This window comes from Streptomyces sp. NPDC032091 (genome assembly GCF_055580265.1).
This window is the reverse complement of record NZ_JBVILR010000008.1, coordinates 1-14,296: the sequence shown is the minus strand read 5'-3', so window position 1 is coordinate 14,296 and position 14,296 is coordinate 1. Positions and strand designations below refer to the sequence as shown.

At 69.1% G+C, this 14,296-nt stretch carries 17 protein-coding genes and 1 pseudogene; 10 read left to right on the top strand and 8 right to left on the bottom strand.

The window, feature by feature from the left end:
* The first annotated feature begins 167 nt into the window (after window positions 1-167).
* The 3 genes from ACZ5NJ_RS14980 to ACZ5NJ_RS14970 are packed head-to-tail and all read left to right on the top strand — an operon-like array spanning window position 168 to window position 2,670.
* Window positions 168-581, top strand: coding sequence for a hypothetical protein (locus ACZ5NJ_RS14980; protein WP_468765279.1), 414 nt, complete (start codon window positions 168-170; stop codon window positions 579-581).
* The gene (locus ACZ5NJ_RS14975; protein WP_468765278.1) at window positions 574-2,331 is read left to right on the top strand and encodes a caspase family protein; all 1,758 of its coding nucleotides are present in this window, start codon (window positions 574-576) and stop codon (window positions 2,329-2,331) included. Before ACZ5NJ_RS14980 ends, ACZ5NJ_RS14975 begins: the two co-directional genes overlap by 8 nt.
* Before the next feature lie 51 nt (window positions 2,332-2,382).
* Window positions 2,383-2,670, top strand: a complete 288-nt coding sequence (locus ACZ5NJ_RS14970; RefSeq protein ID WP_468765277.1) for a hypothetical protein — start codon at window positions 2,383-2,385, stop codon at window positions 2,668-2,670.
* Window positions 2,671-3,101: 431 nt separating this feature from the next.
* Here the strand turns inward: ACZ5NJ_RS14970 and ACZ5NJ_RS14965 are convergent, their stop codons facing one another.
* The 5 genes and pseudogenes from ACZ5NJ_RS14965 to ACZ5NJ_RS14945 form a co-directional block, all read right to left on the bottom strand.
* Window positions 3,102-3,542 (bottom strand): hypothetical protein, encoded by a 441-nt coding sequence (locus ACZ5NJ_RS14965; RefSeq protein ID WP_468765275.1) that lies wholly within the window; start codon window positions 3,540-3,542, stop codon window positions 3,102-3,104.
* A 305-nt stretch (window positions 3,543-3,847) separates the two neighbouring features.
* Complete coding sequence (locus ACZ5NJ_RS14960; RefSeq protein ID WP_468765274.1) at window positions 3,848-4,090, bottom strand: hypothetical protein; 243 nt, start codon at window positions 4,088-4,090, stop codon at window positions 3,848-3,850.
* A gap of 599 nt (window positions 4,091-4,689) precedes the next feature.
* Window positions 4,690-4,965 carry a hypothetical protein gene (locus tag ACZ5NJ_RS14955; protein ID WP_468765273.1) on the bottom strand — a complete coding sequence of 92 codons (276 nt, stop codon included), beginning with the start codon at window positions 4,963-4,965 and terminating at the stop codon, window positions 4,690-4,692.
* Between the two features lie 178 nt (window positions 4,966-5,143).
* A pseudogene (gene istB / locus ACZ5NJ_RS14950) lies at window positions 5,144-5,845 on the bottom strand (IS21-like element helper ATPase IstB); the annotation flags it as partial.
* Window positions 5,842-6,375 carry a MerR family transcriptional regulator gene (locus tag ACZ5NJ_RS14945; RefSeq protein ID WP_468765272.1) on the bottom strand — a complete coding sequence of 178 codons (534 nt, stop codon included), beginning with the start codon at window positions 6,373-6,375 and terminating at the stop codon, window positions 5,842-5,844. The gene ACZ5NJ_RS14945 and the pseudogene istB, both read right to left, overlap by 4 nt.
* Before the next feature lie 41 nt (window positions 6,376-6,416).
* Between ACZ5NJ_RS14945 and ACZ5NJ_RS14940 the strand changes: the two genes are divergently transcribed.
* Window positions 6,417-6,749, top strand: a complete 333-nt coding sequence (locus tag ACZ5NJ_RS14940) for an STAS domain-containing protein (protein WP_468765555.1) — start codon at window positions 6,417-6,419, stop codon at window positions 6,747-6,749.
* Window positions 6,750-7,550: 801 nt separating this feature from the next.
* On the opposite strand, the gene ACZ5NJ_RS14935 is transcribed toward ACZ5NJ_RS14940, so the two are convergent.
* Both ACZ5NJ_RS14935 and ACZ5NJ_RS14930 read right to left on the bottom strand, forming a co-directional pair.
* The gene (locus tag ACZ5NJ_RS14935; RefSeq protein WP_468765271.1) at window positions 7,551-7,724 is read right to left on the bottom strand and encodes a hypothetical protein; all 174 of its coding nucleotides are present in this window, start codon (window positions 7,722-7,724) and stop codon (window positions 7,551-7,553) included.
* A 260-nt stretch (window positions 7,725-7,984) separates the two neighbouring features.
* Complete coding sequence (locus ACZ5NJ_RS14930) at window positions 7,985-8,614, bottom strand: winged helix-turn-helix transcriptional regulator (RefSeq protein ID WP_468765269.1); 630 nt, start codon at window positions 8,612-8,614, stop codon at window positions 7,985-7,987.
* A gap of 81 nt (window positions 8,615-8,695) precedes the next feature.
* Here ACZ5NJ_RS14930 and ACZ5NJ_RS14925 point away from each other — a divergent pair, with 81 nt between their 5' ends.
* Genes ACZ5NJ_RS14925 through ACZ5NJ_RS14915 form a run of 3 tightly spaced genes read left to right on the top strand, consistent with a single transcriptional unit; the run spans window position 8,696 to window position 11,343 of the window.
* Window positions 8,696-9,448, top strand: coding sequence for an MBL fold metallo-hydrolase (locus ACZ5NJ_RS14925; protein WP_468765268.1), 753 nt, complete (start codon window positions 8,696-8,698; stop codon window positions 9,446-9,448).
* A 23-nt stretch (window positions 9,449-9,471) separates the two neighbouring features.
* Window positions 9,472-10,116, top strand: coding sequence for an NAD(P)-dependent oxidoreductase (locus tag ACZ5NJ_RS14920; RefSeq protein ID WP_468765267.1), 645 nt, complete (start codon window positions 9,472-9,474; stop codon window positions 10,114-10,116).
* Window positions 10,117-10,119: 3 nt separating this feature from the next.
* Complete coding sequence (locus ACZ5NJ_RS14915) at window positions 10,120-11,343, top strand: multidrug effflux MFS transporter (RefSeq protein WP_468765266.1); 1,224 nt, start codon at window positions 10,120-10,122, stop codon at window positions 11,341-11,343.
* Between the two features lie 532 nt (window positions 11,344-11,875).
* Here the strand turns inward: ACZ5NJ_RS14915 and ACZ5NJ_RS14910 are convergent.
* A complete protein-coding gene (locus ACZ5NJ_RS14910; protein WP_468765264.1) occupies window positions 11,876-12,316 on the bottom strand; it encodes a hypothetical protein in 441 nt (146 codons plus the stop codon).
* A 421-nt stretch (window positions 12,317-12,737) separates the two neighbouring features.
* Here ACZ5NJ_RS14910 and ACZ5NJ_RS14905 point away from each other — a divergent pair, with 421 nt between their 5' ends.
* The 3 genes from ACZ5NJ_RS14905 to ACZ5NJ_RS14895 form a co-directional block, all read left to right on the top strand.
* Window positions 12,738-13,004 (top strand): hypothetical protein, encoded by a 267-nt coding sequence (locus ACZ5NJ_RS14905; protein WP_468765263.1) that lies wholly within the window; start codon window positions 12,738-12,740, stop codon window positions 13,002-13,004.
* Complete coding sequence (locus ACZ5NJ_RS14900; protein WP_468765262.1) at window positions 12,973-13,509, top strand: DUF6879 family protein; 537 nt, start codon at window positions 12,973-12,975, stop codon at window positions 13,507-13,509. Before ACZ5NJ_RS14905 ends, ACZ5NJ_RS14900 begins: the two co-directional genes overlap by 32 nt.
* Before the next feature lie 26 nt (window positions 13,510-13,535).
* Window positions 13,536-14,296 (top strand): helix-turn-helix domain-containing protein (locus ACZ5NJ_RS14895; RefSeq protein WP_468765261.1); only part of this gene is annotated, 761 nt, incomplete at its 3' end.

Below are 14,296 nucleotides of genomic sequence, written 5' to 3'. Positions count from 1 at the left end.
CGGGCGCAGGATGACCCAAAAGACACCTAACCAACGCTGACCTGGGCAGGCGGACGTCACTGGCGCGTACATGGATGCGGCCAGAGGCCTCGACCTTCCGGCCCCAGTGGTGAGGCAGGCACACTCCGCCGGGCGGTGCCACACTGAGAGTGAGGGGAACAGCCGTAATGGAACAGCTGCGGATCGAAGTCCAGGATTTCGAGCAGCCCGGCCAGGACGTCGAGTCACTGCTCCTGGCGCTGGACGGCCTCCGTGAGGACCTTCTCCAACTCAACGTGCAGGAGGTCCGGCACCCGTTCGACGCCCCCGCACCCCCAGGCACCCGCTCAAGCGGCCTGGAGCAGGTGAACGCTCTCCTGGTAACCCTCACGGCCGTGCCGACCCTGCTGCAACAGGTGGTGACGGTCGTCGAAAAGTGGCGTGGCCGTGCCTCCGGCAGTACGCCGAGTGGCATCGTTTTGACGCTGGGCGACCAGCGCCTTGAGATCAGCGGCGGCGATGCCGACCAGCAGCGTGCGCTCACGGCTGTGTGGCTAGAGGCGTGCATGACGCGTGAGGCGGGAGGGGCGGACGGTGGCTGACCGAGAGCGTCAGGCGCTCATTGTGGTGACCAGCAACTACAGCGACAGAGCACTGGATGTGCTTCGTACACCGGCGAGGGACGCCGAGGCCCTGGCAGAAGTTCTTGGGGACCCGGACATCGGGAACTTCGACGTGGAGGTGCTGGAGGACCCTGATTCCCACCGGCTGCGTCTGAAGGTGGAGGACTTCTTTGCCGATCGCTCCACGCGCCACACGCTACTGCTGCACTTCTCGTGCCATGGGGTGAAGAACGCCGCCGGAAAGCTGTTTCTGGCGACCGTCGACACCCGGCAGTCGAGGCTGGCCTCGACAGCGGTTCCGGCCGAGTACGTGAGCGGACAGATGCTGGCGAGCCGGGCACAGCGAGCCGTCCTCATCCTGGACTGTTGCTATGCCGGCGCCTTCGAGCGAGACGTGCTCCACCGGGGTGGCACCGACGCCCACGTGGAGGACAGCTTCCAGGAACTCAAGCACACCGGCGGGAGGCGGGGCCGTGCGGTGTTCACGGCATCCAGCGCCATCGAGTACGCGCAAGATGCCGGCCAGCCCGTCACCCTGGTACCGGGACAGGGCAGCACGCTGCGACCGTCGTTGTTCACAGACGCCTTGGTGGAAGGACTGCGCACCGGTGAGGCTGATCGCGACGGCGACGGCGAGATCGGCATCTCCGAACTCGCCGACTACGTCCACGACCGCATCGCGGAAGTAACTTGGCACCAGACCCCCCAGCTGTGGCTGTTCGGCACCCACGGCGGCGATCTGCCAATCGCCAGGAACCGGCGCCGCGGCCCAGCACCCGCTCCGCTTCCGCCCGGACTCGACGCAGCCGTCCACTCGTCGGACCGGGATGAGCGGCTACGGGTGGTGGACGACCTAGAAGAGCTGCTGCAGGGTGAGGACGTGGGCCTCGCCCTGTCGGCCAAGGACGCTCTGGACAGACTCACACGCGACGACAGTCGGCGGGTGTCGGAGAAAGCGGCGCGCCCTCTCTCCGCCGCCCGGCCCCGAATGACGGCGGACTCCCTCGACCTCGGCACGATGGTCCTCGGGGCGGCCGCACCTCAAGCCCTGATCACCGTGGACAGTCCCCCAGTCGCACAAGCCACCATGGCGGCCGAGACGGAACCGTGGTTGAAGACCCGCTACGTCGCGGGTGGCATCCTCCTCAGCCCGGAGCCGGACACACCAGGGCATTACGAGACCGACGTTCTGGTCCATACCGCAACCGGCGAACTCGCCGTCCACGTCCGCGTCCAAGCTGTGGAGCCCCTGGCGGATGCAAGACAGCTGGTCGAGAGGCAGCCCCAGCTGATGGCAGTAGCCACCGAGAAGCGGCTGGTGCCGCTCCCCTTCCTCGTTGCGTGCCTTCTACTGCTGTGCACAGTGTTCACACCGTTCTACACAGACGTCGGGTACGTGTTCTGGATCTTTGACCTGGCCCAGTCCCAAGGAGACTGGATCATTCCTGCGGGCGTCGCGCTGGCTCTGGCCGCGAATGCGGCAGTTATTACGCTCCTGCAGCGTCACTCCCGTCACGTACGCTGCAAAGCACTGGTCGCCGGGTATGCGTTGGTGACCGCGATAACTCTCTTCCTGGCTCAGCATGCGATTGTCACCTTCGCCGCCTACACCCTTGGTGTCGCCTCTGTAACCTTTGCCGTCGCCGGCCTCTGCTGCATTTGGGGTTCCATTGCTTTGTGGCAGCACGCGACAAGAGCAGTGCCGCCTGGCCTAAATGATCTTGTGTAGCCGGCTGCAGCGTTGCACAACAGCCAGTACCGCTTCTGGTGAAGGGTTTCAGTGGGCAGCCACCTCGTGGTGTGGATGGCGCTGGTTCCTCCCATCCCGCGCACCCTGGACCTGACGGGCGCAGCGGACTGGAACGGCATCGACTGGCCCGGCTTGCTGCGGGACGCCGCGGACCACAGCGCGCACCTCGGCGAGGAGATCGCGGAGGCGCGCGACAGGGTGGCGGTTCTGGCCGTGGGCGCCGCGGCTGGCTCGGAGGCGGAGGCCGGCGTTTTGGTCGGGCTGGCGGCGGTTGAGCGGCAGTTCGCGCATGGGCGCCACCTCCAGGGTGGGAGGTAGCTGGCTTGCAGCGGCCGCGCACGTCGCCGTGGGGCTTCAGGATTCGGCCCCGGAAGCCGTGTGCGGATCGGGCAGACTCGGCGGGCGAGCGATGACGAGACGGCCAACGTCCCGCGGGTGTTCCTCGGCAGCTGCCTGACCGGGATGGGCCCGAAAGACGCTGGCGCCCGCGGTGCTGAGCTGTGCGACGGGTGCGGGATCAATGTCGACAGCTGCCGCAGGCACGCAGGCTTCTGCGCCTACTCCACGGCAGGACTCCGCGCTGGCTGAACAGGCAGACCGAACATCCTCTGAACGGCCCTGGTCCAGTGCGAGGGCGGCCGCGCACGGCTGAGCTCATGAGGGAGGGCGGGATGCTGGCCGGGGCGCAGGGGGGCAACACGCCCTCCACAACGCGGCCCGGCCGCTGTCCGGAGAGGCGAAAGCCCAGCTCAGGGGTGTAACACGGGCCGTGTTGCTATCAGCGGCCAGGGGTGTGCGGCGGCAGACGGGGCGGAGCCAGGCCTGCGAGGCCATCCGGGTCGGTACCCCTCGCGCACCTCGAAGACGCCGCTGTCCCAGTACACGGACGGCTCGTCGGCCTCGCTCGGCCAGTCGCTCTGCAGATGGCGGCGGCCGTGTCCGAGGGCTCCGACCCGGTGTGGGCCCAACCGCCCCGCCGTCAGGTCGTCCGCTTCGGCGTCCGTGATCGGCAGAATGGTCCGGTACTGCGCGTCCTGGGAGGCGACCCAGTCAACGTACTCGGTGAAGACGCTCGCGAAGGCCTGCGAACAGAGGCCGCAGCGCTGGACAGAGACGATGAAATGCGAGTCGTCCTGAATCATCCTCTCGACCCGGACCCCGTTGTGGCTCTGATGGTGCGCCTGCGCCACCAGGGCGTCCTCGGCGCAGCAAGCCGCGCACCCGAAACCTGCGTGGTCACTTCCATACTGCGAACCCACGGATCCCCCCACCTAAGCCGTCCCTGATCGGCCGTCACCGTAGCAACTCACCGGCGAATGCCGTCCAAGGAGACCCTGAGCCGGCTGCTGTCGCGCCCCGACCTCGCACGGGGGTAAAACGCCCATCTGCGCAGGTCACAGGGTGCGACAGCGCCCGATGCGACAGGGGGTGGGACGGCAGCTGGCTCTCAGAGGGCGGTACGTGAGCTTTTGACGGGTTTCGGCGCCTGCGCTGGCTAGAGCGCCGAGATGGAAACAGGTGCGCGTTCGCTGCGGCTCAGTGCGCGCAGGACATTGGTCGCGCCGTGCCGCCGCAAGGCGATTCGGGACAGCAAGTCCACGACGGTTTCGACGGCAGGAGCCGGGAACTCCGGGGTCGGCAACCCGACGCTGTGTGCAAGGTCCTCGGAGTGGATGACGAGTTCCAGGAGCCGGCTGGTGATGAAGTCGTCGGGGGTGAGGTGGAGGGGTTCGCGCATGCCGGTGAAGTGCAGGGCCAGCCGCCGGGGGCGGGTTCCACCGCCACGAGCCGGTCGGGCCGGACCCGCGCCGGCCGGACGCACCGAGGACCGTCCACCCAACTCATCGCCCCCTTTTTGTTGGCGGCCTGGCCGTCGGCCGCCGGTCCTGCCCCGCGGTGGCAGGACCGGCGGCACGCGGTGTGGTGTTCGCCCTGACCGCCCTGACCGCCCTGACCGCCCTGACCGCCCTGGGTGGTGGTGGTGCTGTTCTGGCGGGTAAGTCCGTACGGTCGCAGGGTGACGGGTCGGCGTTCTGCCGGCCCTCGGGTCGGGAGGCGTGTATGGAGTTGCCGCAGGTGACGGTGAGGGCGGAGCCGGATGGCGTGTGGGTGGTCGTCTGTGCCGGCGAGTTCGACCTGGTGTCGCGTACTCATTGAGGTGCTCAGCAAGGTACGGATGAACGTGCTCAGCTTGGCGGCCATCAAAGCGCAGCCTTGTGGGGCGAAGAGGGAACCTCGGGGCAGAAACTCCTGGCCTGTGAGCCGGAGAGACCTGATGATCGACGCATGAAGCGAGGTGCCTTCGACGACGTCCCCTTGACCGACCTGATCCCCGGCCTATCGACTGCTGATGTGGAAGCCCTGATGGATGCGGCCCGTGCCGTTGATGCGGTTCGCGTCAACGAAGTCGGGGCGGAATGGGAGTGGGCTCCGGACCACGCGGTCTTCCCTGGACTTCAGCCAGGAACGCCGATCATCCTCGGCCTGGGCGTCATTGAGCACGCCGACGGGGGCGACCAGCTGGAGTTCCTGCTTCAGGTGGTGTGGACAGACCTGGGCCAGCTCGCGGTCGACGCGGCGGTGAACGTGGCTTGCTGGTGCGATACCGATCACGCAAGCCACGACGTTGATGGGTTCAGCATTGCCGTCGCTGATCTGACCTTGCTGCCCCAGGCCTTCCGAGAAGGGGCTGAACGTCTGATCGGATGGCTGGCCGACCCGCGCGACGCGGACTACTGGCGAGCCAAGGCGGGGCTGCCCGCCCGTCGGCCCTCCTAGGAAGCCGGCGGGATGAGACGACATCGCAGTGGTGCAGGAGGCGGTCGAGGGTGGCGGTGGCGAGGACTTCATCGCCGAACACCTGTCCCCATTCGCTGAAGGTCTTGTTCGACGTCAGGATGATCGAGCCCTTTTCGTAGCGCTTTGAGATCACCTGGAAGACCAGATTGGCCTCGGCCCGTTCCAGTGGCTGGTAGCCGACTTCATCGACGACGAGGACGCCGGGGCGGAGGTAGGTGCGGAGCTTGCTGTTGAGCCGTCCGGCAGCCTCGGCGGCCTTGAGCTGGCGGACCATGTCGTCGAGAGTGGTGAAGTAGACGGAGAAGCCGGCCCGGCAGGCCGCGACCGAGAGCGCGACCGCGATGTGTGTCTTGCCGACTCCGGGCGGTCCCAGCAGGGCCGCGTTGCCCTTGGCCTCGGCGAAGGCCAGGGTGGCAAGGTCTTTGATCTTGCGGGGGTCGAGGTCGGGCTGGAAGGTGAAGTCGTACTCGTCGAGCGTCTTGTGGTGGGGCAGTTTGGAGAGCCGCAGGCCCTGGCGGAAGCGGCGGTCGTCGCGGACGGCGAGTTCTTCGGCGAGGACGAGGTCGAGGAAGTCGAGGTAGCCCATCTTGGCCTCGTCCGCCCGTCCGGCGTACTGCTTCAAGCTCTCGGCCAGGTGGGGCAGGCCGAGTTTGGCGGCCGTGGTGCGGATTCGGGTGCTGACCAACTCACTCAACTGGGATCCTCCGGTGTGGGATGGACGCCGCCAGCAGGGCGCCCTGGGCGAGGAGGCCCTCTCGCTGATGGCCCAACGTGGGCGAGGATCTGGCCCCCGTCGCCCCAGTCGACCTGGGCCTGAGCCCCGGGCACGACTTCGAACCTGCGGTGCAGGCCGGCCAACTCTCCAGGGCTGATGCCCAGTTCCTGAGCGATGCGGGGGCGGGCCTCCTGCATGTAGAGCTTCACCCGCTGATAGGTGCCGGTGAAGCCGTACTCGCGAGCCACGGCGCCTTTGATCAGGATCTCGGACCGCAGCATGGCGTCGATCAGCGGGGCGACCTCATCCACCATCCATCGGCGGCCGCGGCCGCGGCGAACCCCAGCCCGCCGGGGTGGTGCAGCCGGGGCTCCGGAGGACAGGTATTTGCGGACCGTGCGGCGGTTGAGCCCTGTCTCCCTTGCGATCTCCGACAGGCTCATAGCCCCGGACTCAAGCAGCCCACGAAAGCGTCGAAGTTCCATCCACCGTTGCGGATCCAGCACCACGGTCAGCCGCCCTCCACCACCCCGAACAGGCCAGCGGCAGGCTGCCCACGAACGAGCCTCAGTACGTCATCAGCACCTGGGCACGTTCATCCGTACGTGACTGGGCACGTTCACGTGTACGCCGACACCTGGACACGGCGGGGAGACTGGAGGCCGCCTGTGAGAGTGAGGCCGCCGGCGCCCGGCTCCTGGTCCTCGACGTCACCGGCGTGAGGTTCGCCGACTCCTCCTTCCTCAACGTTCTCATCCGCCTGCGCAAGGCTTGTCCCGTGGTCCTGGCGGGGCCGTTGCCGCACCAGCTGGAGCGGTTGTTGGAGATGACGGGTGCGCGGGCGCTTTTCACGGTCCGCGACGGTCCGGGCCCGGCGGCCTGACGGCCTTGGGGCCGGCCCTCGTCTCAGGGGTGCCGGATGCGGGCTCAAGACGACCAGCAGCCACTCGTCGCCCCGTACTCCCACGGTCAGGCCGGCGGCGGGCAGTGCTGCCGCCATGGCGAGGCCGAAGGCGTGCCGCAGCCCGGGTAGGTCGGCGGGGGCGGTTCGGCGGCCGCGGCGGGGGCCCCGGCGTCGGCGGGTCCGGGTGAGTTCTTCGGGCATCCAGCCGACCATGACACCGCGCGCATGCTGGATCGGGTGTACGCCCTCGGCGCCGGCGGCGGTCTCTTCGAAGCCCGCGTCGGCCAGGACTGCCCGAACCCGGGTCAGCACCACGTCGCACCTGAAGCCGTGTGAGTCGCCCCTCCACCACGCCAGGACGGCGGAGACGCTCCCCCAGATATGCCGCAGGGCCGGCCTTCACCCGCCCGGTCCACCGGGGCAAGCCTCCCCGGCTGGAGGCCACGGCGGCCTTCGGGAGGGTTGCACTGGAGGGTATACCGGGGATGGTCTTGGCGGAGGCCCAGGTGACCATCCCGCGCCGCCGGTGGCCGGCCCTGGGGCTGTTGCTGCAACACGCGAGCTGCGTTGGACCTCTGACCTGTGGTGACAGCCACTGAAGTGCGTCCAGGACCGCTGTTGCACCACCGTGTTGCAGCGTCCAGACGCACGAGACCCCGGGACCATCGCGGCCCGGGGGTCTCGTGCGCTCCGGCTCAGCGCCGAACCGGGTCAAGCCCAGTCGATGCCCAGCTTCGTGAGGGCGGCGAGTCGGTCGGCGGTGAGATTGTTGCGGGCGTCCTACTGGCGGGGGTGGTTGTAGACCCCGGCGGCGTACGGGGTGAGGTCGCCGGGGTGGAGGTCGAGGCGACGCGCGAGTTCGAGGACGACGTGCAGCGGCTGGTTGGGCAGGTGGTCCAGGGAGATGTCGTGCTCGTGGACGCCGAGGAGGTCCGCGAGCTCCCATGCGGACATGCCGCGTTGTGCTGGCGGCGGCGCAGTTCCTCGCCCCAGCCACGGGTTTGTAGTGCGAGGGCTGTAGGGGTCGGGGCCGGTCACAGGGCGGCACTCCGACCCGACACGCTTGCGTGAGAACGGGTTTTGAGAACCAAAAAAACCGCTCCAGATCGGCGGCTTCGGGCCGCGAGCCGGACCACTCCTCAGAACGGAACGTTTGTGAGACCGGCGCAGACTCGGTAGAGCTTGAGATCGCCGGCCCGCGATCGGCCGGTCGATCAGCGGGGCAGGATGCGCAGTACTGCCTCGCGTTCGCCGCTGAGCCGCAGGCCTTGCTCTACTGCGGCGCTCAGATCGAGGTCGCCGAGCAGGGTCGCGGCCAGCAGGTGCGGCGGTCCGGTCAGTGACGCGGTGGGGTGGTCGACCCGGCCTGCGTGGGTGTGCACCGAGCCGTCCTTGACTTCGATGACCAGGTCTTCGTTGCCGTCGGCGTGCAGTTGCAGGGCGATGGCCGGCTGGTCGGGGCGGTGGTCGATCAGCGCCCGGGCGGGCATGTCCAGCCAGTGGGTGCGGAAGGTTTCGCTGCCGCCCGGCTCGCGCAACAGCGGCACGCCCCACCGGCTGAGTTCCCGCAGCACCGGCTCCAGCTCGCGGCCACGCTCGGTGAGGGAGAACAGGCTGGTGGCCACCGGCGGCGGGGCGGCCTCGCGGTGGATCAGGCCGGCTTCCTCAAGTTCGCGGAGCCGGTCGACCAGCAAGTTACTGGCGATTCCGGGCAGCCCGTTGCGCAGGTCGGTGTGCCGGCACGGACCCAGGGCGAACAGTTCACGGACGATCAGCAGGGTCCATCGGTCGCCGATGGTGTCCAGTGCTTTCGCGATGCCGCAGTACTGCCCGTAGGTGCGCATGCCCCCACCCTACCTCGTGGCGTTGAGATTCAAAACTTGCTTGTTGACTTTCTCAACAACGTCGGTCTAGCGTCGCTGCCCATGACCTCCACCCTTTCCGTGCGTCGGCTGGCCTGGGCCGGAGTCGAGATCCGTCTCGGCGACACCCGCCTGCTGATCGACCCGCTTGAGAACGTCGCTGCGCTGGCGCCGGTGATGGGGCCGCCGCACCGGCCGGTCGACCCGGTCGATACCCCGACCGGCACCCACGCCCTGATCACCCACCTGCACCCCGACCACTACGACCACGACCTGATCGCCCGGATCGCGGCCACCGGAACGATCGGCTGCCACACCCCCAGCGCGGCCGGGCTGCGCGAGGCGGGCATCACCCCCGTCGCCCAGGACCTGGGCCAGTCACGCCGCATCGGAAAGCTGACCGTCACCCCGGTGACCTCGCTGGACTGGCGCGGCAACGACTGCGACCAGGTCGCCTGGGTCGTCGAAGGCGCCGGCCGACGGATCATCCACTGCGGCGACACCCAGTGGCACGGCAGCTGGTGGCAGATCGCCCGCGACCACGGCCCGTTCGACGTCGCGTTCGTCCCGGTCAACGGCGTCATCGCCCACTTCGAGGGCTACGCGGCCAACGTCCCGGCGACCATGACCCCCGAGCAGGGCGTCGAGGCCGCCGTCGCACTCGGCGCCGGCACCGTCTGCGCCATGCACTACGGCCTGTTCCACAACCCGCCGTTCTACACCGAACAACCCGACATCGAGCAGCGCTTCCAGCACGCCGCCGCCGAGCGCGGCATCACCGCGGCCATCGTCGCCGACGGCCAGCCCGTCCTGTGACCATCAGAACCAAGGAGCAACACATGAAGATCGTCCTGTTCGGTGCCAGCGGCAACATCGGCCGACCGGCGGCCGAGGAACTACTGCGTCGCGGTCACACCGTCACCGCGGTCACCCGAGCCGGCCACATCGACGGCCTTGAGCACAAGGCCCTGACCGTGACCACCGGTGACGTCACAGACGCCGCCGTGGTCGCCGGCCTCGCCGCCTCCCACGACGCCGTACTGTCGGCCGTCGGCCCCCGGATCGGCCAGGAGAACGACCGCGCCACGATCGTCGGCGCCGCCCGTGCGCTGATCGACGGACTCCGCCGAGCCGGCGTCACCCGCCTGGTCACCATCGGCGGCGCCGGGAGCCTGCGCACGCCGACCGGCACCCGCGTCATGGACGACCCGGACTTCCCCGCGCTGTGGAAGGCCAACGCCGAGGCCCAGTCCGAAGCGCTCGACCTCTACCGCGGTGTGCACGACCTCGACTGGACCTACGTGTCACCCGCCGCAGTCATCGCAGCGGGCGAGCGGACCGGGGCCTACCGCAGCGCAGGGGACACCCTGCTCACCGACGACGACGGCAACAGCCGCATCTCGTACGCCGACTACGCGATCGCCTTGGCCGACACGATCGAGAGCGGCACCGCGATCCGCCGCCGCATCACGGTGGCGTACTGAGCCATGAGCAACGACGCCGCCGGCCGGCAAACCCGATTCATCGTCCTGCTCGCAGCGCTCGTGGCCCTGGGACCACTGTCCATCGACGGCTACCTGCCCGGACTGCCGGACCTCGCCGACGACCTGCGCGCCAGCGCCGCGGCCACCCAGCTCACCATCACCGCCTGCCTGGCCGGGCTGGCCGTCGGGCAGCTGATCGCCGGGCCGCTGAGCGACACCTACGGCCGGCGGCGTCCATTGCTGGCGGGCCTCGCCCTCTACGCGATCGCCAGCGCGCTCTGCGCGGTGGCACCCGACGTCCGGACACTCATCGGCCTACGCCTGGTCCAGGGCATCGGCGGGGCGTTCGTCATCGTCATCGCCAACGCCATGGTCCGCGACCGCACCTCCGGAATCCGCACCGCACATCTTTTCTCCGCACTGACCTTGACCACCGGACTGGCGCCGGTGCTCGCGCCGGTCCTCGGCGGTCAGCTACTGCGCGTCACGGCCTGGCCGGGGATCTTCGTGGGCCTGGCCGTACTCGGCGCCGTGATGCTGGCGGCCTCCGCCGCAGAGCTGCCGGAGACCCGGTCCTCCGCGTCACGCCAGCCGCTGCCGGCTGTCGTCGGGCAGCTGCTCAGCGACCAGGTCTTCACCGGGTACGTCCTGGCCAACGGCCTGGTCTTCGCGGCGATGTTCGCCTACATCTCCGGCTCGCCCTTCGTCCTGCAGGAAATCCACGGCCTGTCACCGCAGCAGTACAGCGCCGTGTTCGCCGTCAACGCCGCCGGACTCATTGCGGCCGCCCAGATCAGCGGCCGGCTGGTGGCCCGGGCCGGCGCCCGCGTGCTGCTGATCGCCGGTCTGCTGGGTGCGACAGCCGGTGGCACCACGGTCCTGGGCGCGGTGCTGACACGGGCACCCCTGCCCGTGCTCCTGATCGGCCTGTTCGTCCTGGTCTCCAGCGTGGGCCTGGTCATGCCGAACGCCGCGGCCCAGGCCTTGGCCGACCACGGCGGACACGCCGGGGCGGCCGCCGCTCTGCTCGGCTTCAGCCAGTTCATGATCGGCGGGGCACTTGCTCCGCTGGCCGGCGCGGGTGGCGCCACCGACGCCTTGCCGATGGGAATCATCGTCGCCGTGCTGCCGGCGCTCGCTCTGCTTATACTCGGCGTCCTCACCCGGTCGATGCCCGCAGAGCGCACTCACAGGCCGGCTCGCCGAGGACCTGCCGGGCACCGGTAACCGCGCTGGTACATCGATCGCAGACGAGCCGGCATCCCGGTCGTGGGGTGTGTGGTGGTGGGGGAGCAGAGTGCGTTGCCGGAGGCCGCGCGGGTTGAGATGTGCGGCGCGGCGGTGGGTCGACTGCTGGAGTTGCGTGCGGTGGGCCGGTTGACGGCAGGCCATGTGCGGGTGGCTGCGGGGGCGCTGGGGTGTCGGAGCGGACGGTGTGGCGCCGGCTCGCTGCGCCCGGTAGGCGGCTTGCTCGCTACCACCGACATCACGGCGTACGTACGGCAGATGACCGCCCACTGCCCGTACCTGGCGCCGCCCCTCCAGCAGGGCCTGGTCCGCGAGGACGTCGGCGACGCCGAGGGAGGCTCCCTCGTATCCGAGCGCGATGGCCGCCCGCCCTCGCACCCACACCCGCACGTCTTCGTCCTCGGAGTGGTCGGCGGCGGTGGCGGCCATCCGGTACCAGCGCACGGCGGCGGCCCCGTCGGAGCCGGGGAAGGTCTTCGCATACAGGGTCAAGCTCAATCCGCCAGCGACCTCAGTTCGACGTGCCTCCGGAGACCTGCACATGCGCGAGGTCGCGCTCCTCGAAGCGGATGTCGACCGCCAGGTAGTCGGCGTTGCCGTTGTCGCTCCCGTCCGCGGGAGCGGCGGGCCGCGCGCACAGGTCGGCTTTCACGCAGTCGCGGTCGACACGTGCGCCCGGGTAAGTGGCGCGCAGCCATGCTTCCGCCTCCGCTCGCGAGATCTGGAAGTCGATGTTGTACCAAGTGGTCGTCCACTGCCCCTTCGTGCACCGCTTGCTCCGGGCGGCCTTGGGGAGGCGGGCGGCTTGAAGGAAGCGAACGGCCTCGTGGCAGGAGACCGGGGCCTTCCCCTCCAGTTCCTGGTCCGCACCGTGGAGCCACCAGCCGGCGGACGCCAGCACAGCCACCACCGCCCCGGCCGAGAGCCAGAACCTGCTCCTGTTGCGCTGCACGGACAAGGAGAACCCCCGAAATGTAGATACTGAACGGGTTCAAAGATGTGCCTCGGACGCAGTTGGTTCCACATCTCACCCGGTCGCATGGCATGAGGGGCGAAGAAAGAGCGGCCGGCCGCCCACTGCGGATGGCCGGCCTCGGTCCCAGGGACGGCTCCCGTCCCGTCCGCCGGGCACACTGCCGCACGTGACCCCGCAGCGCGCCGCCGTCTATGAACCTCCAGAGCACACCTGCGGACTAGAGCCGGCTGTGTCCGCGCATCGGCAGCAGCCGGCTCCCCCAGGACCTCGGACCGGGCCCGGGGACGGTCACCGCTGCGGCCAACAGGCTTGACCGACGAGCATCTTGACGCTTCCGGTCGGTGAGGGGAAGTCTCGTGCGCAAGTGCCTGCAACCGGCTGGACAAGGGAGATCGCCATGGATCTAGAGTTCGTCGGTATAGACCCCAATACCCAGGGCAACGGCTCGCCCACCGTCTGGGTGGACGCGGCAAGGCAGGAGATCGTGGTCCAGGGGTGGAAGGCCGAAGAGAGCCTGTCGGCCCTGATCAGTGAGACCGTATGGGTGCCGGGCCACGAGGCCGGCATCCCCGAGCACGAGGCGGTCGTGCGGATCCCGCTCCGCATGGTGCCGGTCCTCAGAGAGGCGTGTGATGTCGCAGAACGACGTGCCGGAATTCGATGAGCTGCTGGGGGCCGCACAGCATTCCGCCGTGCACCTGGAGATGCGCGACGTCTACGGGGTCGGCGACGAGACCGCAGACTTCGACCGGTTCCGGCGTACGGGGATCCACCCCGACGCGGATCCCGCGACGGCGGGCTGGGGCGGCTGGGTGCCGCTGGTGAAGGAGACTGTCGCCCGCGGCGTCGTGATGCGCCGGGCTCGCATCGTCTCCGAGCCCGTCACCGACTACATCCGCTTCGAGCACGCCGGGACCGTCGTGAACCTGGCGGCCGGGGAACTGGTCCGCTGGCTGCCGCGCCGGCTGGCATCCGACATCGCGCTGCCCGGCAACGACTTCTGGGTCTTCGACAGCAAGGTGGTGCAGTTCAACCACTTCACGGGCGCCGGTGACTGGGCATCGCCGAAGTACTCCATGTCCGAGGACCCGGACGTGGTCAAGCTCTGCGTCTCCGCTTTCGAGGCGGTGTGGGAGCGCGGCACCCCACACGAGCAGTACACCGTCTGAGCCACCCGACACCGAGCAGACAGCCCATGCCCACCTCTCCCTCCTCCAGCGCCCAGGCCGCACGCGAGGCCGTCGCCGCGCGCCTGCGGGAGCTGATGCTCGACGCCGGGATCGACGGCAAGCAGCTGTCTGCCCGATGCGGGTGGAACCCGGCCAAGACCTCCCGCGTGCTGACCGGCAAGGCCGTACCGTCGGAGAACGACATCCGCCTGTGGTGCACCGCCTGCGGCGCCGACGACCAGGCCGCCGACCTCATCGCCACATCCCGCGCCATCGAGTCGATGTACCAGGAATGGCGCCGGCTCCAGCGCACCGGCATGCGCAAGTTCCAGGAACAGGTCTACGCCCTCAACGAGAAAGCCTCCCGCCAGCGCGTCTACGTCTCCAACGTCGTGCCGGGCTACTTCCAGACACCCGCATACGCCACCGCCCTCATGCGCTCCATCACCCGATTCCAGAACACCCCGGACGACGTGGCCGAGGCGGTGACCGCCAGGATCGCCCGCAGCCGATTCCTGTACGAGGGCGGCCACCGCTTCGCCGTGGTGATCGAGGAGGGCGTGCTCCGCCACCGGTTCGGCACCGCCGAGGAGATGGCCGGCCAGCTCCGCCACCTCCTCACGGTCATGCCTTTGGCCTCCGTCTCCCTCGGGGTCATCCCCTTCGGGGCCGAGCGCACCGTCTGGCCGCTGGAGGCGTTCTACCTCTTCGACGACGAGCACGTGGTGGTCGAGACGCTCACCGCCGAGATCAACGTCCACCAGCCCCGCGAACTCGCCGACTACGC